Annotated in this window: 19 protein-coding genes; 14 read left to right on the top strand and 5 right to left on the bottom strand. The window is 72.1% G+C overall.

Annotated features, from left to right (window positions below):
- Positions 1 to 47 precede the first annotated feature (47 nt).
- Both OIE69_RS18285 and mqnP read left to right on the top strand, forming a co-directional pair.
- A complete protein-coding gene (locus OIE69_RS18285; protein ID WP_326572950.1) occupies positions 48 to 1,499 on the top strand; it encodes a menaquinone biosynthesis decarboxylase in 1,452 nt (483 codons plus the stop codon).
- Positions 1,496 to 2,419, top strand: a complete 924-nt coding sequence (gene mqnP, locus OIE69_RS18280; protein WP_089226353.1) for a menaquinone biosynthesis prenyltransferase MqnP — start codon at positions 1,496 to 1,498, stop codon at positions 2,417 to 2,419. Before OIE69_RS18285 ends, mqnP begins: the two co-directional genes overlap by 4 nt.
- A gap of 27 nt (positions 2,420 to 2,446) precedes the next feature.
- Here mqnP and OIE69_RS18275 read toward each other — a convergent pair whose 3' ends face one another.
- The 3 genes from OIE69_RS18275 to OIE69_RS18265 all read right to left on the bottom strand — a co-directional run bounded on the left by OIE69_RS18275 (position 2,447) and on the right by OIE69_RS18265 (position 4,918).
- Positions 2,447 to 3,067, bottom strand: a complete 621-nt coding sequence (locus OIE69_RS18275; RefSeq protein ID WP_326572949.1) for a DUF4870 domain-containing protein — start codon at positions 3,065 to 3,067, stop codon at positions 2,447 to 2,449.
- A gap of 43 nt (positions 3,068 to 3,110) precedes the next feature.
- Positions 3,111 to 3,647: a rhomboid family intramembrane serine protease gene (locus tag OIE69_RS18270; protein WP_326581245.1), complete on the bottom strand. Its 537-nt coding sequence runs from the start codon at positions 3,645 to 3,647 to the stop codon at positions 3,111 to 3,113.
- Positions 3,648 to 3,847: 200 nt separating this feature from the next.
- Positions 3,848 to 4,918: a hypothetical protein gene (locus OIE69_RS18265; protein ID WP_326572948.1), complete on the bottom strand. Its 1,071-nt coding sequence runs from the start codon at positions 4,916 to 4,918 to the stop codon at positions 3,848 to 3,850.
- A 95-nt stretch (positions 4,919 to 5,013) separates the two neighbouring features.
- Here OIE69_RS18265 and OIE69_RS18260 point away from each other — a divergent pair, with 95 nt between their 5' ends.
- The 6 genes from OIE69_RS18260 (at position 5,014) to OIE69_RS18235 (ending at position 9,164) form a co-directional block, all read left to right on the top strand.
- Entirely contained in the window at positions 5,014 to 5,703 is a 690-nt protein-coding gene (locus tag OIE69_RS18260; RefSeq protein WP_326572947.1) for a UbiX family flavin prenyltransferase, read from the top strand.
- Positions 5,704 to 5,784: 81 nt separating this feature from the next.
- Positions 5,785 to 6,240: an Lrp/AsnC family transcriptional regulator gene (locus OIE69_RS18255; RefSeq protein WP_326572946.1), complete on the top strand. Its 456-nt coding sequence runs from the start codon at positions 5,785 to 5,787 to the stop codon at positions 6,238 to 6,240.
- Between the two features lie 47 nt (positions 6,241 to 6,287).
- Positions 6,288 to 7,451 (top strand): aminofutalosine synthase MqnE, encoded by a 1,164-nt coding sequence (gene mqnE / locus OIE69_RS18250; RefSeq protein WP_326581243.1) that lies wholly within the window; start codon positions 6,288 to 6,290, stop codon positions 7,449 to 7,451.
- Between the two features lie 165 nt (positions 7,452 to 7,616).
- Positions 7,617 to 8,135, top strand: a complete 519-nt coding sequence (locus OIE69_RS18245; protein WP_326572945.1) for a GNAT family N-acetyltransferase — start codon at positions 7,617 to 7,619, stop codon at positions 8,133 to 8,135.
- 109 nt (positions 8,136 to 8,244) lie between these two features.
- Positions 8,245 to 8,544, top strand: a complete 300-nt coding sequence (locus tag OIE69_RS18240; RefSeq protein WP_326581241.1) for a DUF4229 domain-containing protein — start codon at positions 8,245 to 8,247, stop codon at positions 8,542 to 8,544.
- Positions 8,545 to 8,588: 44 nt separating this feature from the next.
- Positions 8,589 to 9,164, top strand: a complete 576-nt coding sequence (locus OIE69_RS18235; RefSeq protein ID WP_392567665.1) for a TetR/AcrR family transcriptional regulator — start codon at positions 8,589 to 8,591, stop codon at positions 9,162 to 9,164.
- On the opposite strand, the gene OIE69_RS18230 is transcribed toward OIE69_RS18235, so the two are convergent.
- Complete coding sequence (locus tag OIE69_RS18230; protein ID WP_326572944.1) at positions 9,161 to 10,015, bottom strand: MaoC/PaaZ C-terminal domain-containing protein; 855 nt, start codon at positions 10,013 to 10,015, stop codon at positions 9,161 to 9,163. The two genes, OIE69_RS18235 and OIE69_RS18230, sit on opposite strands and share 4 nt — an antisense overlap.
- Positions 10,016 to 10,508: 493 nt before the next feature.
- Positions 10,509 to 10,712 (bottom strand): cold-shock protein, encoded by a 204-nt coding sequence (locus tag OIE69_RS18225; RefSeq protein ID WP_018558781.1) that lies wholly within the window; start codon positions 10,710 to 10,712, stop codon positions 10,509 to 10,511.
- Positions 10,713 to 11,054: 342 nt separating this feature from the next.
- Here OIE69_RS18225 and OIE69_RS18220 point away from each other — a divergent pair, with 342 nt between their 5' ends.
- The 6 genes from OIE69_RS18220 to OIE69_RS18195 all read left to right on the top strand — a co-directional run bounded on the left by OIE69_RS18220 (position 11,055) and on the right by OIE69_RS18195 (position 17,658).
- On the top strand, positions 11,055 to 11,891 hold the full coding sequence (locus OIE69_RS18220; RefSeq protein ID WP_326572943.1) for a menaquinone biosynthetic enzyme MqnA/MqnD family protein: 837 nt from the start codon (positions 11,055 to 11,057) through the stop codon (positions 11,889 to 11,891).
- Positions 11,892 to 12,087: 196 nt separating this feature from the next.
- Positions 12,088 to 13,752 carry a serine/threonine-protein kinase gene (locus tag OIE69_RS18215; protein ID WP_326572942.1) on the top strand — a complete coding sequence of 555 codons (1,665 nt, stop codon included), beginning with the start codon at positions 12,088 to 12,090 and terminating at the stop codon, positions 13,750 to 13,752.
- 51 nt (positions 13,753 to 13,803) lie between these two features.
- The gene (gene mqnC / locus OIE69_RS18210) at positions 13,804 to 15,003 is read left to right on the top strand and encodes a cyclic dehypoxanthinyl futalosine synthase (RefSeq protein WP_326572941.1); all 1,200 of its coding nucleotides are present in this window, start codon (positions 13,804 to 13,806) and stop codon (positions 15,001 to 15,003) included.
- Between the two features lie 8 nt (positions 15,004 to 15,011).
- Positions 15,012 to 15,416 (top strand): imidazolonepropionase-like domain-containing protein, encoded by a 405-nt coding sequence (locus OIE69_RS18205; protein WP_326572940.1) that lies wholly within the window; start codon positions 15,012 to 15,014, stop codon positions 15,414 to 15,416.
- Between the two features lie 147 nt (positions 15,417 to 15,563).
- Positions 15,564 to 16,253 carry a demethylmenaquinone methyltransferase gene (locus tag OIE69_RS18200; protein ID WP_018558786.1) on the top strand — a complete coding sequence of 230 codons (690 nt, stop codon included), beginning with the start codon at positions 15,564 to 15,566 and terminating at the stop codon, positions 16,251 to 16,253.
- Between the two features lie 115 nt (positions 16,254 to 16,368).
- Positions 16,369 to 17,658: a geranylgeranyl reductase family protein gene (locus OIE69_RS18195; protein ID WP_089226365.1), complete on the top strand. Its 1,290-nt coding sequence runs from the start codon at positions 16,369 to 16,371 to the stop codon at positions 17,656 to 17,658.
- Positions 17,659 to 17,769 lie beyond the last annotated feature (111 nt).

The raw sequence follows: 17,769 nt of genomic DNA, 5'->3' as shown, positions 1-17,769 counted from the left end.
GGCCCCGGTGACGGGTACAGGGTAGTCCGTGCCGGATACTGGACCGCATGGCTTACGACGATCTTCGCTCGCTGCTGAGGGCCCTGGAGAAGGAGGGGGACCTCAAGCGCGTCAAGGCAGAGGTCGACCCGTACCTGGAGGTCGGTGAGATCGTCGACCGCGTCAACAAGGCGGGCGGCCCGGCGCTGCTGTTCGAGAACGTCAAGGGCTCCTCGATGCCCCTGGCGATGAACGTCTACGGCACCGACCGGCGGCTGCTGAAGGCGCTCGGCCTGAAGTCCTACGCCGACATCGGCGACCGCATCGGCGGGCTGCTCAAGCCGGAGCTGCCGCACGGCTTCGTCGGCGTGCGCGAGGCCTTCGGCAAGCTCGCCGGGATGACGCACGTACCGCCGAGGAAGGTGAAGGACGCCCCCGTCCAGGAGGTCGTGCTCACCGGCGACGACGTCGACCTGGACGCGCTGCCCGCGCTGTTCACCTGGCCCGAGGACGGCGGCTCCTTCTTCAACCTCGGCCTGACGCACACCAAGGACCCCGAGACCGGCGTCCGCAACCTGGGCCTGTACCGGCTGCAGCGGCACGACCGCCGCACCATCGGCATGCACTGGCAGATCCACAAGGACAGCCGCAACCACTACCAGGTGGCCCAGCGCCGCGGCGAACGCCTGCCCGTGGCCATCGCCTTCGGCTGCCCGCCCGCCGTGACGTACGCCTCCACCGCGCCGCTGCCGGGCGACATCGACGAGTACCTCCTCGCCGGCTTCGTCGGGGGCAGGCGTATCGAGATGGTCGACTGCAAGACCGTGCCGCTGCAGGTGCCAGCCCAGGCCGAGGTGGTCCTGGAGGGCTGGCTGGAGCCCGGGAAGATGCTGCCCGAGGGGCCGTTCGGCGACCACACGGGCTTCTACACCCCGCAGGAGCCCTTCCCGGCCCTGACCATCGACTGCGTGACGATGCGCAAGCGCCCGCTGCTGCAGTCCATCGTGGTGGGCCGGCCGCCGACCGAGGACGGCCCGCTGGGCCGGGCCACCGAGCGCTTCTTCCTGCCGCTGCTGAAGGTCATCGTGCCGGACATCGTGGACTACCACCTGCCGGAGGCGGGCGGCTTCCACAACTGCGCGATCGTCTCGATCGACAAGAAGTACCCCAAGCACGCCCAGAAGGTCATGCACGCCATCTGGGGCGCGCACATGATGTCGCTGACCAAGCTGATCGTCGTGGTCGACGCCGACTGCGACGTGCACGACCTGCACGAGGTCGCCTGGCGGGCGCTGGGCAACACCGACTACGCCCGCGACCTGTCGGTCGTCGAGGGTCCCGTGGACCACCTCGACCACTCCTCGTACCAGCAGTTCTGGGGTGGCAAGGCGGGCATCGACGCGACCCGGAAGCTGCCCGAGGAGGGCTACACCCGCGACGGCGGCTGGCCCGAGATGGTGCTCTCCGACCCGGAGACCGCCGCGACGGTCGACCGCCGCTGGAAGGAGTACGGCCTGTGAGCGCCGAATCCGCGACCCCGGATCTCTTCGGACCCTCTCCCCGTCCGGACGGCAAGGTCCGGGCGTTCCTGCGGCTGGTGATGATCGAGCACTCGGTCTTCGCCCTGCCCTTCGCCTACATCGCCGCGCTCAGCGCGATGTTCGCCGAGGACCGGTCCGTCCACTGGTGGCAGCTCCTCCTGATCACCGTCGCCATGGTCGGCCTGCGCACCTTCGCGATGGCCTGCAACCGGATCATCGACCGCGAGATCGACGCCCGCAACCCCCGCACCGCGGGACGCGAACTGGTCACCGGCGCCGTGTCCGTGCGCTCGGCGTGGACCGGCGCGCTGATCGCCGTGGTGTTCTTCCTGGGCGCCGCGGCGCTGCTCAACCCGCTGTGCCTGGCGCTTGCGCCGATCGCGGTGGTCCCGATGGTGGTCTACCCGTACGGCAAGCGGTTCACGGACTACCCGCACGCGATCCTCGGCCTCGCCCAGGCGATGGGCCCGGTCGGCGCCTGGCTCGCGGTCTCCGGCTCCTGGTCGTGGGACGCCGTCGTCCTCGGCCTCGCGGTGGGCGTGTGGATCGGCGGCTTCGACCTCATCTTCGCCTGCCAGGACGTCGCCGCCGACCGCGCCCACGGGGTGCGCTCGGTGCCGGCCCGCTTCGGCGTCGACGGCGCGCTGTACGGGGCGCGGGTGAGCCATGTGGTGACGACCGTGCTGCTCGTCTGGTACGGACTCGCGGTCGGCGCCGGGGCCTTCTGGTGGGTCGGCATGCTGATCGTGGGCGGCGCCTTCGTCTACGAGCACAGCATCGTGAAGCCCGGCGACCTCAGCAGGCTCAACCGGGCGTTCTTCACCGTCAACGGCTTCATCGGCATGGCGCTGTTCCTCTGCGCCCTGCTGGACCTCGCGGTGCGCGGCCTGGGCGTCTGACGCCCGGGCCGCTCCGGCCGCGACCGCTCAGCCGCGTACGAACGGCAGGGCGAAGAACTTCGGGTAGCTCCACCACTGGCCGCCGTTGGCCTTGGTGCTGCCGATGATGCAGAGGATCAGCCCGGCCAGCAGGTGCAGCCCGGCCACGGCCAGCAGGCCGAAGGCCGCGACGGGCAGCCAGCCCGGGCTGCCGTCGTCGTACGCGGCAAGGCCGACCAGGCCGCCGACGTAACCGGCCACGGCGAGCAGGCCCACGATGGCCGTGGTGATGCCGTAGTTGATCGCCTGGGCGGCGTGGTGCCGGATGAAGGGGTCGTGCTTGTTGTGCTGGTTGGAGCGGATGACCAGCGGGGCCACCCAGGCCAGCGCCCAGCCGATGCAGCAGACGCTGCTCCCCGCCACCAGGGTGAGCAGCGCGCCCAGGTGGGCCCACATCGCCGGCGTGGTGGGCGGCCGCACCGGCGGGGGCGGGTACGGCAGCGGCCCGTGCGCGTAGCCGTGGCCGTACGGGGGCGGCGGCGGGGCGGGCGGCTGGTACGGCGGTGGCGGCGACGGTACGGCGTGGGGACCCTGCGCCTGCCCCTGCGGCGGCACGGGCGGTGCCGTGTCCCGCGGTGGTACGTCCTCGTGCTTGCTGAAATCGGTCATGGAGAACCGCCCCCCGTCGCTTCGTTCCCGGGATCCTACGGCGTCATCTGATCAACCCGTCGGCGGGGCGGTCCCGGAAGAGGAACGCGCCCACGACGCCGCCGACGAGGCCGAAGAGGTGACCCTGCCAGGAGACCCCCTGCGCGGTGGGCAGGACACCCCACAGGATCGAGCCGTACGCCACCGCGACGATCAGGCCGACCGCGATGTCGATCAGGCGCCGGTCGACGAAGCCGCGCACCAGCAGGTAGCCGAACAGGCCGAAGACGACACCGGAGGCGCCCGCGGTGTTGGTGTGCGGCGGGGCCACCAGCCAGACCCCGCCGCCGCTCGTCATGATGATGACGAAGACCACGCTCAGCAGGCGGCCGATGCCGCGCAGCCCCGCGAGGAAGCCCAGCACCAGCAGCGGCAGGCTGTTGGCGGCCACGTGGTCGAAGCCGAAGTGGACGAACGCGGCCGGGATGATGTCGCGCAGCTCGCCGATCTGCTGCGGCACGATGCCGAAGGTGTCGAGCGCGTGATGGGTCATCACGTCGACGCACTCGATCAGCCAGAGCAGCCCCACCCAGATGAACATGACCGCCGCGGCGGTCTTCGCACGGTCTCCGGGACCCGGCACGGCGTTGCCGCGGACGCGCCGCCGGGCGTCGCCGGCGTCATGTCCGGCGACGGGTTCGTACGCCACAGGTCCCCCCTCGTGGTTGTCCACCGCCCGCCTGTCCGGCCAGGCTTCCTCACGGTAGACAACGACAAGGGCATCGGTGGCGGTTCCCGGGCCTACTCGTCCATTCCGCCCATCATGAACTGCATCATGGCGCCCATGACGTCCTGGGGGTTGAGCGGGGTGGCGCCGGCCGGGGCGGCGACGGGCGCCGCGTCGGGGGCGAAGCCGACGGTCAGCGGCAGCGCGCCGTGGATCTCGTCACCGGAGTCGAACTGGTCGAGGTCGAGGCTGATCCCCGACAGCGTGCCGTCCTTGACGGCCACGTCCACGGTGACGTCCTTGTCGGGCACGTCCTTCAGGTCGGAGGGCGAGACCCCCTCGGGCAGCTGGTCCGCCAGCGGCTCCAGGGCGTCGGCGAGCGCGTCGGCCGTCTTCCCCGCGGGGACGGTGACCTTGACGATGTCGGCGCCGTCCTTGCTGCCGGCGTCGGCGAACTTCGCGTTGCTCTCCAGGGCCCGGCGCAGTGCCTTGGTGACCCGCTTCTGCGTCCCGGCGTCCAGTTCCGGGGTGTCCGGGAGAGGCGAGCCGGCGGGGCCGTTCTCGCCCATGCTCATGGCGAACTCCTGGAAGGCCTTGGGGTCGACGGAGACCCACTTGCCGCCGAGCGCGTCCTTGACCGACTTGTACGAGGAGGGCAGGTCGTCGGCGGCGTCCAGGAACTGCTGGATCTGCGCCATGTCGCCCTTGCTCTTCCCGGTGCCGAGATCGCCGGCGAGCGACATGAACCGCCTCAGGTCCAACCGCAGGTAGGTCTTCCCGCCCGCCAGACCGCGGACCTCCAGCAGGTCCTTGCCCCGGCCGAGCGAGATCCGCAGCGCCAGCGAGGCGCCGCCCTCCTTGACGTCCTTCAGCGGTTTGGCGGCGCTCACGGACAGCGACACGTCGATACCGGCGAGCAGTTCGGCGTTTTCCCGGGTGAACCCGTCCGATCCCTTCAGCGCGGACCAGATCTGCTGTTCATTGCCGTCGAGGCCCACCGACAACGTGACGGCCTTCTGCTCGCCGAGCCGGTCCACCGCCTGCTGGAGCTTGGCACCGGCGCTCAGGTTCTCGGCGGTGCCGCACGCGCTGGCGGTGGTGGCGATGAAGGCGGCGCAGCCGGCGGCGGCGATCCCCTTGCGCATGGCGTTGATGGTGTTCTCCTCGATCGGTACAGGAACGGTTGAAGGACCCGCGAGGTGGCCGGAAGGTTGTACGAGTGGCCGGATAGGCTCGCGGCATGGACGACAGCGAACGCGGGGCACCGTGGGTGGTCGGGGTCTCCGGGGCCTCCGGGACGCCGTACGCCGCGGCGGTGCTGCGGGCGCTGCTGCACGCCGGTGAGGCGGTGGACCTGGTGGTCAGCCGGGCCGCCCGGCTCACCGTCCTGGACGAGACCGGGGCGCCCTTCCGGGACGCCCACTGGCGCGAGGACCTGGCCCGCTGGCTGGCCCGCGGCGCGGACGGCACCCCGGACCGGTTCGAGACCGATCTGAGCCGGGTGCGGTACTGGTCCGCCGGGGACCTCGCGGCGGGGCCGAGCTCGGGTTCGTACCCGGTCAGGGGGATGCTGATCGTGCCGGCGAGCACGGCCTGCGTGGCGGGCGTCGCCCTCGGGCTCTCCAAGGACCTGCTGCAGCGGGTGGCGAGCGTGACCCTGAAGGAGCGGCGGCCGCTGGTCGTCGCCGTACGGGAGACGCCGCTCGGCGGACAGACCCTGCGGCACCTGGTCGCGCTGGACGACGCGGGCGCCGTGGTGCTCCCGGCCTCGCCCGCCTTCTACGCGGGGGCCAGGGACATCCAGGACCTGGTCGACTTCGTCGCGGGCCGGGTGCTGGACGCCGTACAGGTGCCGCACAAGCTGTACCGGCGCTGGGAGGGCGAGCTGGGCGCCGCCGGGGCCGGGGTCGACGGGGCTGCCGCGGATTGATGCGCAGGGCACATCCCCGTGGATGCCTTAGATTCTTGTCCTGACAGCTCAGTCGTGGCATGAATGAAGGGGTCCAGTCTGATGGACGCGGTGGACAGGCAGCTCATCCAGGCCCTCCGTGAGAACGGCCGGGCCTCGTACGCCGAGCTGGGCCGGCTGGTGGGCCTGTCCGGACCGAGCGTCACCGACCGGATCAACCGGCTGGAGCAGGCCGGAGTGATCACCGGCTACCGCGCCACGATCCACCCCGCGGCCCTCGGCCTCGGGGTGACCGCTCTGGTGGGCCTGCAGCTCAGCGACGCCGCCGACCACGAGGACGTGGCCACCCGGCTGCGCGACCTGCACGAGATCGAGGACTGCTGGTTCATCGCCGGCGACGACTCGTACATGCTCAAGGTGCGGGTCCCCGACGTGGACGGCCTGGAGCACACGATCCGCAGGCTGTCCGGCACCAAGGGCGTCGCCCGCACCCGCACCACGGTCGTGCTCTCCACGAAGTGGGAGAACCGGGTCGGGGAACTCCCCGAGAGCATCTAGGCGTAAGGTCGAACGGTCGATTTCGGATGGTGAAGGCGAGGCGGACGATGGACGCGGGGCTCAAGCGCGAACTGGAGGAGAAGGTCTACGCGGGTGAACGGCTGACCCGCGAGGACGGCATCGCCCTCTACGAGTCCGACGATCTCGCCTGGCTGGGCGGTCTCGCCCACCACGTGCGGACGCGGAAGAACGGTGACGTCGTCCACTTCAACGTCAACCGCCACCTCAACATGACCAACGTCTGCACCGCCTCCTGCGCGTACTGCTCCTTCCAGCGCAAGCCGGGGGAGAAGGACGCCTACACGATGCGCATCGAGGAGGCCGTCCGGCTGGCGAAGGAGATGGAGGGCGACAGCCTCACCGAGCTCCACATCGTCAACGGCCTCCACCCGACGCTGCCGTGGCGCTACTACCCGCGCTCGCTGAAGGCGCTCAAGGAGGCGCTGCCGGACGTCTCGCTGAAGGCGTTCACCGCCACCGAGATCCACCATTTCGAGACGATCTCCGGGATGAGCGCGAGCGAGATCCTGGACGAGCTCATCGAGGCCGGCCTGGAGTCGCTGACCGGCGGCGGCGCCGAGATCTTCGACTGGGAGGTGCGGCAGCACATCGTCGACCACCGCACCCACTGGGAGGACTGGTCGCGCATCCACCGCCTGGCGCACGAGAAGGGCCTCAAGACCCCGTGCACCATGCTGTACGGGCACATCGAGGAGCCCCGGCACCGGGTGGACCATGTGCTGCGGCTGCGCGAGCTGCAGGACGAGACCGGCGGCTTCCAGGTCTTCATCCCGCTGCGCTACCAGCACGACTTCGTGGACCTTAAGGACGGCAAGGTCCGCAACACCCTCCAGGCGCGCACCACGATGGCCAGCGGCGCGGAGGCGCTGAAGACCTTCGCGGTCTCCCGGCTGCTGTTCGACAACGTGCCGCACGTGAAGGTGTTCTGGGTCATGCACGGCGTGCAGACCGCCCAGCTGGCGCTGCAGCACGGCGCGGACGACATGGACGGCTCGGTCGTCGAGTACAAGATCACGCACGACGCCGACAACTACGGGACGCCCAACAAGCTCACCCGGGACGACCTGCTGGAGCTCATCCAGGACGCGGGCTTCCGTCCCGTCGAGCGCAACACCCGGTACGAGATCATCCGCGAGTACCCGGGTCCCGACGCGGCGCGCCGCGAGTCGCCGCAGCCGATGCGCGTGTGAGACCGCCTGCGAGACGGAACCGAGGGTGCGTCGCCGTGTGACGGCGGCGCGCCCCGGCGCACCCTCGCGCACCCCGGCGCACCGAGGCTTTGCCTTAACCCCGATGTCGTCCGGCGTCCGGACGCCCGTCGAATGCTGTCAGCCCCGATGCCTAGGGTGTGCGCCATGGCACTGCGCTTCACCCTCGACCCCGAGCTCACCCCCGGTCTGCGGGAGCAGCTCGTCTCCCTGTGGACCGACGTCACCAACGCGGGCGGCGCCGTCGGCTTCGTCGCGCCCGTGACCCGTACCGAGGTCGCCCACGAAGCCCAACGGCACTACTCGGCGCTGTCCGAGGGCAGGGCGCACATGGTCGCCGGGTTCGACGGCGACCGGCTCGCCGCCTCGACCTTCCTCACCTTCAACACCCACCGCCTGATGAGGCACTGGGCCTGGCTGTACACCGTGATGGTCGACCCGTCGCTGCAGGGCCGCGGGTACGGCTGGGAGCTGATGCAGGCGGCGGAGCGGGCCGGCCGCGACCTCGGCCTGGAGGGGCTGAAGCTCACCTGCCGCGGCGGCATGGGACTGGAGCGCTTCTATGCCTCGGCCGGCTACAAGGAGGTCGGGCGCGTTCCCGCGGCGATACGCGTCGCCGCAGGTGACGACCGTGACGACATCACCATGTGGCTCCCGCTGACCTGACCGCCGCGGGCCCGTGCTTCACTGATACGGGTACGTCCGGTACGTCCCGCAGGCCGGAACGAGGGAAACGAAGGAAGTGGCAACGACCGTGAGCTGGAAGCCGAGCCCCATGCTGCGCTACTCCCTGATGCGCCTTGGCCTTTTCGCGGCCTGCTTCCTGGTGATCTGGGGCCTGGTCTACGTCCGCGTACTGCCCTCCGGCCTCGGCGACTCCAACCTGCTGTGGGTGATGCTGCTCGCGCTGGTGATCAGCGCGCCGCTCAGCTTCGTCGTGCTGCGCGGAGCCCGAGAGGCGGCCTCCGTGCAGGTCTCCGCGCGCGTGGAGCGCACCAAGGCCAACCTCGCCGCCAACGCCGCCCAGGAGGACGAGGCGGACGACGCCGCGCGCGCGGCGGCGCAGAGCAGCTGACACACCCGGGGGGCCGGGGCGAGGGGCGGGTGACCCGCAGGCGCCTGCCCGAAGAGGTCCGCGAACGGCAGATGCTCGACGCGGCGGTCGCCGGCTTCGGACGCCTGGGCCACCGGGCCGCCTCCATGGACGGGATCGCCGAACGGGCGGGCGTCGGCAAGCCGTTGCTGTACCTCCACCTGACCTCCGAGGAAGAGCTCTTCACTGCCTGCGTTCGGCGTGAGGCCGTCGCCCTGTCCTCGGCGGTGACCGGCGCGTTGGACGCCGGGGAGTCCCCCGAGCGGCGGCTGTGGAGCGGGCTCCTCGGCTGGGCCGTCCTCCACCGTCAGGCGCGCACCACCGGCGAGCCCTTCGCGGCCGAGGTGGACGTCCTGCGCGAGGGGCTCGTGGAGTACGTGGCGGGGCTGTTCGCGGCCGCCGCCCGTGAGGCGGGCTGCGACGCCGCCCTCGCCCACGCGCTGGTCGGCGCCGCGGAGTCGCCGGCCGACCGGGCAGGCGGCGCGCCGCCCGCGTCCGGCGATCGTTCCGAGCCCAAGGACACCGCCGCGACCCTGATGAACTTCGCCTGGCTCGGCCCGGAGGCCCTGCTCGCCCGTGCCCGGACGCCCGGCACGGCCTAGGGACCGACGGTTCCGGTGAGGTGTATCCGGTCCCCGGAGCGGACGGCGAAGTTCCGCACCCGGCCCGGCTCGGAGGCGTCCCCGTCCGATGCCGCGTAGGTGACGGTGCCGGGCAGCAGGACGGGAGCCTTGAACTCCGCCCGCAGGGTGACCGTTTCGGCGTCCGTGGGGACGGCCTCCGCGGCGCAGCGGGCGACGGTCCACATCCCGTGGGCGATGGCGCGCGGGAAGCCGAGCGGCCGAGCGGTCAGCGGGTGGACGTGGATCGGGTTCCAGTCGCCGGACACGGCCGCGTGCCGGCGCCCGAGGCCGGCGGGGAGCCGCCACTCCGCCACGCCGGGAAGTCCCGGCCCCTCGGCGCCCGCGGTGCCGCCGCCGGTCGTGCCCCCGCCCTCCGCAGCGCCCGTGCGGGTCCGTGCGAGATAGCCGCTGCGGTCACGCCAGACGACCTCCCCGCCGACGGACGCCTCGGTGACGACCACGACTTCGACGCCGCGCCGGTGGGGGCGCAACTCCTCGGCGTGGACGGCGATGTCGGGGCGGTCGCCGGGCAGGAGCGGGCGCCGCTGGACGATCTCGATCCACGTGTGCACCAGGCCGAGCAGCGGAAGCGGGAAGCTCCGCCGGGCCATCAGCCGGGCGGCGAGCGGGAATCCGAGGACGTGCGGATACGTCAGCGGGAGCCGTTCCGCAGGGGGGAACCCGCACACCTCGGCGTACGCGGCGAGCCGCCGGGGGTCCACCCGGACGGCCGGCGCGGTCGCCCGCTCGGCGGGCAGCGGCGCGTCGGCGGCCGGATGCTTGCCGAGACCGGTCAGTACGCCTCGGGCGAGGGTGAGGATCAGGGGCATCGTGGGTTCCCGCGGGGTCGGTGGGCGGTTGTGGACGGGCGGACGACGGGCGGCCTCCGCCCCGCGGACGCGCACGACCTGCCCGGCCGCGGCCGTCGTCGTCGGTCTCGACGAAGCCGATACCCCGGGCCTTGGGTGAGATTACCGAAAGTAACGCTCACCCGTCGCCCCCGGTCCTTGCAGGAGCAGCGGGTATCGCCGAGGACGGCGAGGTGCCCGTTCCCGACGGTGCCCTGCGCGCGGACGGCGGCCCCTGTGAAACCGCCGGCGTGGTTGCGGCCGGTCGTAGAAGATGCGATTTCCCTGTTTCCCGCGCGGAGTCCCAAACGCGGCTTCACCGTGTTATCCGTGGAATTCACGGAGTAATCGGCCCATCTCGCCCCGCCCGTGAATCCGCGCCGCGCGGCGGGCGCACGCAAAAGGCAGGAGCCCCGCACGACTCGTGCGGGGCTCCTTGGGTACTGCTCGTCGGTTACTGCGCGTCAGTCCGCGATCAGGCGGGGACGACGTTCTCCGCCTGCGGGCCCTTCGGACCCTGGGTGACGTCGAAGGTCACCGCCTGGTTCTCCTCCAGCGAACGGAACCCGGAGGCGTTGATCGCGGAGTAGTGGACGAAGACATCGGGGCCGCCGCCGTCCTGGGCGATGAAGCCGAAGCCCTTCTCGGCGTTGAACCACTTGACGGTTCCGGTAGCCATAAGCCCTCCTTGGGCCAAAGGGTTGCCCTGCTCCAGAACCTGCCCTGCGCACTGCAAGAAGTCTGAAAACTACAAAAGCCCGCGGTCACATGCTCCGCAGGCTCTGTACTGCAAGGGAAACCAAACTGCAACTTGCGAAGACAGTAGCACGGAGCATCTGCGGCGGGGAAGAGCGACAAGATCCGATTTCACTCGCGCCGCGCGAGGCGCGAACGCAGAGTGAACGCCGTGCCGGCCCCCGGCCGCCCGGCGTGGGAGGCGGGGACCCGCCTGAAGTTCACCTGGGCGGGGGTCTAGCCTCCTGATGTGGACAAATCTGCGCCTCTTCCATCCGGCAGTGGTGTGCGCCGGACCCGGCCCCGCGTCGGGCACATCCAGTTCCTGAACTGCGTGCCCCTTTACTGGGGACTAGCCCGAACGGGTGCCCTGCTCGACCTGGAGCTGACCAAGGACACGCCCGAGAAGCTCAGCGCCCAGCTCGTCTCCGGGGACCTGGACGTCGGTCCGATCACCCTCATGGAGTACCTCCGGCACGCCGACGAACTGATCGCGCTGCCGGACATCGCCGTCGGCTGCGACGGCCCGGTGATGTCCTGCGTGATCGTGAGCCAGGTCCCGCTGAGCGCCCTGGACGGCGCCCGGGTCGCCCTCGGCTCCACCAGCCGCACATCGGTCCGCCTCGCCCAGCTGCTGCTCGCCGAGCAGTACGGGGTCGAGCCCGAGTACTACACCTGCCCGCCCGACCTCTCGCTGATGATGCAGGAGGCCCAGGCCGCGGTCCTGATCGGCGACGCGGCGCTGCGCGCCTCGCTGCACGACGCGCCGCTGCTCGGCCTGGAGGTCCACGACCTCGGGCTGATGTGGAAGGAGTGGACGGGGCTGCCCTTCGTCTTCGCCGTGTGGGCCGCCCGCCGCGACTACCTGGCGTCCCTTCCCGGTGTGGTGCACGAGGTGCACCGGGCCTTCCTCTCCTCCCGCGACCTGAGCATGGAGGAGGTCGAGAAGGTCGCCGAGCAGGCCGCCCGCTGGGAGGCCTTCGACGCCCGCACCCTCCAGCGCTACTTCACCACCCTGGACTTCTCGCTCGGCCCCGAGCAGCTCACCGGCATCGCCGAGTTCGCCCGCCGGGTGGGCTTCCCGGAGCAGGCGCGCGTCGAACTGCTGGGCGCCGGGGGCTGACCCCGGGCGGGACCCGGGCCGGCGGCACCCCGCCGCCGGCCCGGGTCCCGCCCGGCGGGCCCACTACGATCGGCGGCAGCCCCGGCCGCGGCGCCGGGCGCCGGATCCGCTCCGGCGCCCGCCGCGACGGCTGGGGTGACCACGGCGGCCACGGGTACAACTCCACTGACCTTCCGCACCGGCGAGAGGCGCGCAGATGCAGCCCCTGCAAGCGAACGACCCCCCGTCGATCGGCCCGTACCGCCTCCTCGGCCGGCTGGGTGCCGGCGGGATGGGCCGGGTCTACCTGGGGCGCAGCCCCGGCGGCCGGACGGTGGCCGTGAAGGTGGTGCGCTCGGAGCTCGCGGACGACCTGGAGTTCCGCACCCGGTTCCAGCGCGAGGTCGACGCCGCGCGCCGGGTCGGCGGCGTGTGGAGCGCGCCGGTGCTGGACGCCGACACCGACTCGCCGGTGCCGTGGGTGGCCACCCGCTACGTCGCCGGTCCCGCCCTGTCCGAGGCCGTCGCCACCTTCGGGCCGCTGTCGCCGCAGGGCGTGCGGGCGCTGGGCGCCGGACTGGCCGAGGCACTGGAGGCCGTGCACGGCCGGGGGCTGGTGCACCGCGACATCAAACCGTCCAACGTGCTGCTCTCGCTCGACGGTCCTGTGCTGATCGACTTCGGCATCGCCCGTGCCATGGACGCCACGGCCGCCCTGACCAGCAAGGGGGTGGTCGTCGGCTCGCCCGGCTACATGGCGCCCGAGCAGGTCACCGGCGGACCGACCGGCCCCGCGGCCGACATCTTCGCGCTCGGCGCGGTGCTGGCCTTCGCCGCGACCGGCAGCGGCCCCTTCACGGGGGACAGCGCGGCCGTGCTGCTCTACAAGGTCGCCCACGAGGAGCCGGAACTCGACGGCGTCCCGGAGGAGTTGCGCCGGATCGCGGAGTCCTGCCTCGCCAAGGACCCCGCGGTGCGCCCGACGCCGCGGCGGCTCGCCGAACTGCTGGCACCCGGCGGCGACGCCGCATCGCTGGTGCGGGCCGGCTGGCTGCCGGCCCCGATGACGGAGCGCCTGGGGCGGCAGGCCGTCGAACTGCTCGATCTCGAACCCACCCCGCATCCGGGCCCGGTCGCCGGCAGCCCCGACGGGACCGCCGGGGGACCGGGCGGCGGTCACGGCTCGTACGGTTCGCACCCCTCCTACGGGTCGTTCGGCCCGCCGCCCTCGCTGACCGAGCCCCAGGACGCATCCCCGTTCGCCGCCACGCCGCCGCCCGCCCCCGCGCCGGGCCGCCGCGGCCGCGTCGCCGCGCTGGCCGCGACGGGGATCGTGCTGGTCGCGGCCGCCGTGACCCTGGCGCTCGTGCTGCCGGGACTCCTCGACGGCTCGAACCAGGCCGAGGGCGGCGAGCGCACCCCCTCGCGGAGCGCGGGCTCCGGGACCACTCCGGCGTCCTCGGCCGCGTCCTCGCCCTCGACCCCGTCCTCGCCGGCGGCGTCCGAACCGCGCCTGGACGCGCTCCCGAAGGCCTTCGCCGGCACCTGGAAGGGCGACACCGTCACCGCCCACGGGGTGCCGGGGACGATGGAGATCACCCTTCGCGAGGGCAAGGTCGGCGCGGTCGTCGGCCGCGACAAGAGCGTGCTGGACCTGCTCGGCCAGTCCTACGACTGCAGCGGCGACTGGAAGCTCGCGGAGGCCACCGAGAAGAGCGTCGTGCTCGACACCAGCGGCGGCACCAACCCGCATCCCGGGGTCTGCTCGGACGGCTCGGCCGACGAGCGGTTCACCCTCAACGCGGACGGCTCCCTGCACTACCGCTCGGGCGACTCCCTGGCCGGTCGGCCGGAAGGGGACCTCAGGAGGCAGGGCGGCTGACCCCCTGGCGTAGGCTGGGCGCGTCCGTCACACCCCTCGGAAGGATGCCCGGTGAGCGAGAACGCCGACCTCCAGTCCGTCCTCGACCGCGCCGCCGACGGCGGTCGCATCACCCCCGAGGAGGCGCTCGACCTCTACCGCTCGGCGCCCCTGCACGCCCTCGGCGCCGCCGCCGACGCCGTGCGCCGCCGCCGCTACGCGGGTACCGAGCACATCGCGACGTACATCATCGAGCGCAACATCAACTACACCAACGTCTGCGTGACGGCGTGCAAGTTCTGCGCCTTCTACGCCGCGCCCAAGGACACCGCCAAGGGCTGGACCCGCGACCTCGACGACATCCTGCGCCGCTGCGCGGAGACCGTCGAACTCGGCGGCACCCAGATCATGTTCCAGGGCGGCCACCACCCCGACTACGGCGTCGAGTACTACGAGAAGCACTTCAGCGCCATCAAGCAGGCTTTCCCGCAGCTGGTCATCCACTCCCTCGGCGCCTCCGAGATCGAGCACATGGCCCGCATCTCCAAGGTGCCGGTGGACGAGGCCATCACCCGCATCCACGCCGCGGGCCTGGACTCCTTCGCGGGCGCCGGCGCCGAACTGCTGCCGGCCCGCCCGCGCAAGGCGATCGCCCCGCTGAAGGAGAGCGGCGAGCGCTGGCTGGAGATCATGGAGACCGCGCACAAGCTCGGCGTGGAGTCGACCTCCACGATGCTCATGGGCACCGGCGAGACCAACGCCGAGCGCATCGAGCACCTGCGCATGATCCGCGACGTCCAGGACCGTACGGGCGGCTTCCGCGCCTTCATCCCGTACACCTACCAGCCCGAGAACAACCACCTGAAGGGCCGGACCCAGGCCACGCTCTTCGAGTACCTGCGGATGATCGCCATCGCGCGGATCTTCCTGGACAACGTCGCCCACATCCAGGGTTCCTGGCTCACCACCGGCAAGGAGGTCGGCCAGCTGTCGCTGCACTACGGCGCCGACGACCTCGGCTCGGTGATGCTGGAGGAGAACGTGGTCTCCTCGGCCGGCGCCAAGCACCGCTCCAACCGCACGGAGCTGATCCACCTGATCCGCGCCGCCGGCCGGGTCCCCGCCCAGCGCGCCACCACCTACGAGCACCTCGTCGTCCACGACGACCCGGCGAACGACCCGGTCGACGACCACGTCGTCTCCCACCTGTCGTCGACCGCCATCGAGGGCGGCACGGCGCACCCGGAGCTGAAGCTGCTCAGCACCTCCTGACCCCGCCGATGCTGACGATCCATTCCGGGACCGACGGCACGGCCCTGGTGGCCGACGGCGGCCTCATCGCCGCCGTCGGCCCCCTCGACGCGGTACGGGCGGCCCATCCGGGCGCCCGCGTCCGCAGCTGGCCCGGCGCGCTGCGTCCGGGCCTGACCCACGAGGGCGAACTCCCGCCGGCCCCCACCCCGCGCGAACGCGTGCACGCCCTGCTGCGGCGCGGGGTCACCGCCGTCGCCACCGCCCCCGCCGACCCCGCGCTGCGCTCCGCCCTGGACCGCAGCGGGCTGCTGCCGGCGCGCCAGGCCCCGCCCCTGGAGCCGGGCGCCCGGGCGGACTTCGCCGTCTTCGACGAGCACGGCGCCTGCCTCGCCACGGTCGTCGCCGGCCGGCTCCTGCACCGCAGGGCCTGACCGCCCACGCCGGGTCGCGCCCGCCGCCCGGGGCGGGTGCCCGCCCCGCGACGTCCCCCGTCCCCTCGCGGAACGCCGTACGGCGTTCCGCGACCGCGGCCGGGGCCCCTGCGCGGGGCGCGATGCCGGCGGGTGAAGAATGGGGGCGTGACCCGAGCCTCCCTGGACAAGCAGCCGCACGAAGTCGCCGCGATGTTCGACGACGTCGCGGCCAACTACGACCTGACCAACGACGTGCTGTCGCTCGGCCAGGACCGCCGCTGGCGCAAGGTCGTCGCGCAGGCCCTCGCGGTCCGTCCCGGCGAGCGCGTGCTGGACCTCGGCGCCGGCACGGGCACCTCCTCCCTGCCCTTCGCCGAGGCGGGCGCCCGGGTCGTGCCGTGCGACTTCTCCCTGGGCATGCTGCGCGAGGGCAAGCGCCGCCATCCCTTCCTCCCGCTCACCGCGGGCGACGCGACACGGCTGCCGTTCGCCGACGGGGTCTTCGACGCCGTCACCATCTCCTTCGCGCTGCGCAACGTGCACGACACCGACGCCGCGCTGCGCGAGATGCTGCGGGTCACCCGGCCCGGGGGCCGGGTCGTCATCTGCGAGTTCAGCCACCCCACCTGGGCGCCGTTCCGCACGGTCTACACCGAGTACCTGATGCGGGCGCTCCCGCCGGTCGCCCGGGCGGTCAGCAGCAACCCCGACGCGTACGTCTACCTCGCCGAGTCCATCCGGGCCTGGCCCGACCAGCCCGGCCTCGCCGCGCGACTGCAGAAGGCCGGCTGGTCGAAGGTCGCATGGCGCAACCTGTCGGGCGGCATCGTGGCCCTGCACCGCGCGGTGCGCTAAGCCGGGGCGCCCGGCCCGCGCGCAGAAGCGGCCACATAGACTGCACGGGTCCGGTCCGGCCGCCGCCGGCTGGTCGCAGACAGGCCCGCATCAGCCCAGAGCAGCGAGGAGCACCGTGACCGAGACCGCCGCTTCGGAACGCAGCGCCGATGTGATCGTCGTAGGTGCCGGGCCCGCCGGTTCGACGACGGCCTACTACCTGGCGAAGGCGGGACTCGACGTCCTGCTGCTGGAGAAGACCGCCTTTCCGCGCGAGAAGGTGTGCGGCGACGGCCTGACGCCCCGGGCGACCAAGCAACTGGTCGCGATGGGCATCGACATCTCCGAGGAGGCCGGCTGGCTGCGCAACAAGGGCCTGCGCATCATCGGCGGCGGGGTCCGGCTGCAGCTGGACTGGCCGGACCTGGCCTCCTTCCCCGACTACGGGCTCGTGCGCAAGCGCGAGGACTTCGACGAACTCCTCGCCCAGCAGGCGCAGAAGGCCGGCGCCCGGCTGTACGAGCGCTGCAACGTGGGCGCCCCGATCCGCGACGAGCGCACCGGCCGCATCACGGGCGTCGAGGCCAAGCTGGGCGAGGAGAAGACCCCGGTCACCTTCCACGCCCCGCTGGTCGTCGCCGCGGACGGCAACTCCACCCGGCTCTCCCTCCAGATGGGCCTGCACCGGCGTGAGGACCGCCCGATGGGCGTGGCCGTCCGGACGTACTTCACCTCCCCGCGGCACGACGACGACTACCTGGAGTCCTGGCTGGAGCTGTGGGACCGGCGCGTCCCGGGCAACCCGCGGCTGCTGCCCGGCTACGGCTGGATCTTCGGCATGGGCGACGGCACCTCCAACGTGGGCCTGGGCGTCCTCAACACCTCCGCCTCCTTCAAGGAGCTGGACTGGCGTGAGGTGCTGAAGGCCTGGTGCGCCTCGATGCCCGAGGAGTGGGGCTACACCGAGGAGAACATGACCGGGCCGATCCGCGGCGCGGCCCTCCCGATGGCCTTCAACCGCCAGCCGCACTACACCAAGGGCCTGCTGCTGGTCGGCGACGCGGGCGGCCTCGTCAACCCCTTCAACGGCGAGGGCATCGCCTACGCGATGGAGTCCGGCCAGATCGCCGCCGACGTCATCGTCCAGGCGCACGCGCGCGGCACCGCGGCCCAGCGGGAGCTGGCGCTCCAGTCGTACCCGCGGATCCTGAAGGACACCTACGGCGGCTACTACACGCTCGGCCGGGCCTTCGTGAAGCTGATCGGCAACCCGAAGGTCATGAAGCTGGCGACGCAGCGGGGCCTCACGCACCCGATGCTGATGCGCTTCACGCTGAAGCTGCTGGCGAACCTCACCGACCCGTCGGGCGGCGACGCGATGGACCGCGTGATCAACGGTCTGTCGAAGGTGGCGCCCCGCTCCTGACATCCCGGCACCCGCTTGCCGCGCCGGCCCGTACCGCTCGGGCCGGCGCGGCTTTTTCCTGCCCTCCCGTCATAGGACGAGGTAGGTAAACATCCTTATCCTTCCCTTTGG

The organism is Actinacidiphila glaucinigra, from assembly GCF_035918135.1.
Classification (GTDB): domain Bacteria; phylum Actinomycetota; class Actinomycetes; order Streptomycetales; family Streptomycetaceae; genus Actinacidiphila; species Actinacidiphila glaucinigra.
This window is presented reverse-complemented; position numbering and strand designations above follow the sequence as displayed.

Bases quoted from the DNA above. Each gene is read 5' to 3' on its own strand.
- OIE69_RS18225 (WP_018558781.1), bottom strand. From the start codon at position 10,712: ATGGCTACCGGAACCGTCAAGTGGTTCAACGCCGAGAAGGGCTTCGGC.
- OIE69_RS18270 (WP_326581245.1), bottom strand. From the start codon at position 3,647: ATGTTCATCTGGGTGGGGCTGCTCTGGCTGATCGAGTGCGTCGACGTG.
- OIE69_RS18260 (WP_326572947.1), top strand. From the start codon at position 5,014: ATGGACGACAGCGAACGCGGGGCACCGTGGGTGGTCGGGGTCTCCGGG.
- OIE69_RS18275 (WP_326572949.1), bottom strand. From the start codon at position 3,067: ATGACCGATTTCAGCAAGCACGAGGACGTACCACCGCGGGACACGGCA.
- OIE69_RS18230 (WP_326572944.1), bottom strand. From the start codon at position 10,015: ATGCCCCTGATCCTCACCCTCGCCCGAGGCGTACTGACCGGTCTCGGC.
- OIE69_RS18255 (WP_326572946.1), top strand. From the start codon at position 5,785: ATGGACGCGGTGGACAGGCAGCTCATCCAGGCCCTCCGTGAGAACGGC.
- OIE69_RS18285 (WP_326572950.1), top strand. From the start codon at position 48: ATGGCTTACGACGATCTTCGCTCGCTGCTGAGGGCCCTGGAGAAGGAG.
- OIE69_RS18215 (WP_326572942.1), top strand. From the start codon at position 12,088: ATGCAGCCCCTGCAAGCGAACGACCCCCCGTCGATCGGCCCGTACCGC.
- mqnE (WP_326581243.1), top strand. From the start codon at position 6,288: ATGGACGCGGGGCTCAAGCGCGAACTGGAGGAGAAGGTCTACGCGGGT.
- OIE69_RS18245 (WP_326572945.1), top strand. From the start codon at position 7,617: ATGGCACTGCGCTTCACCCTCGACCCCGAGCTCACCCCCGGTCTGCGG.
- OIE69_RS18205 (WP_326572940.1), top strand. From the start codon at position 15,012: ATGCTGACGATCCATTCCGGGACCGACGGCACGGCCCTGGTGGCCGAC.
- OIE69_RS18240 (WP_326581241.1), top strand. From the start codon at position 8,245: ATGCTGCGCTACTCCCTGATGCGCCTTGGCCTTTTCGCGGCCTGCTTC.
- OIE69_RS18265 (WP_326572948.1), bottom strand. From the start codon at position 4,918: ATGCGCAAGGGGATCGCCGCCGCCGGCTGCGCCGCCTTCATCGCCACC.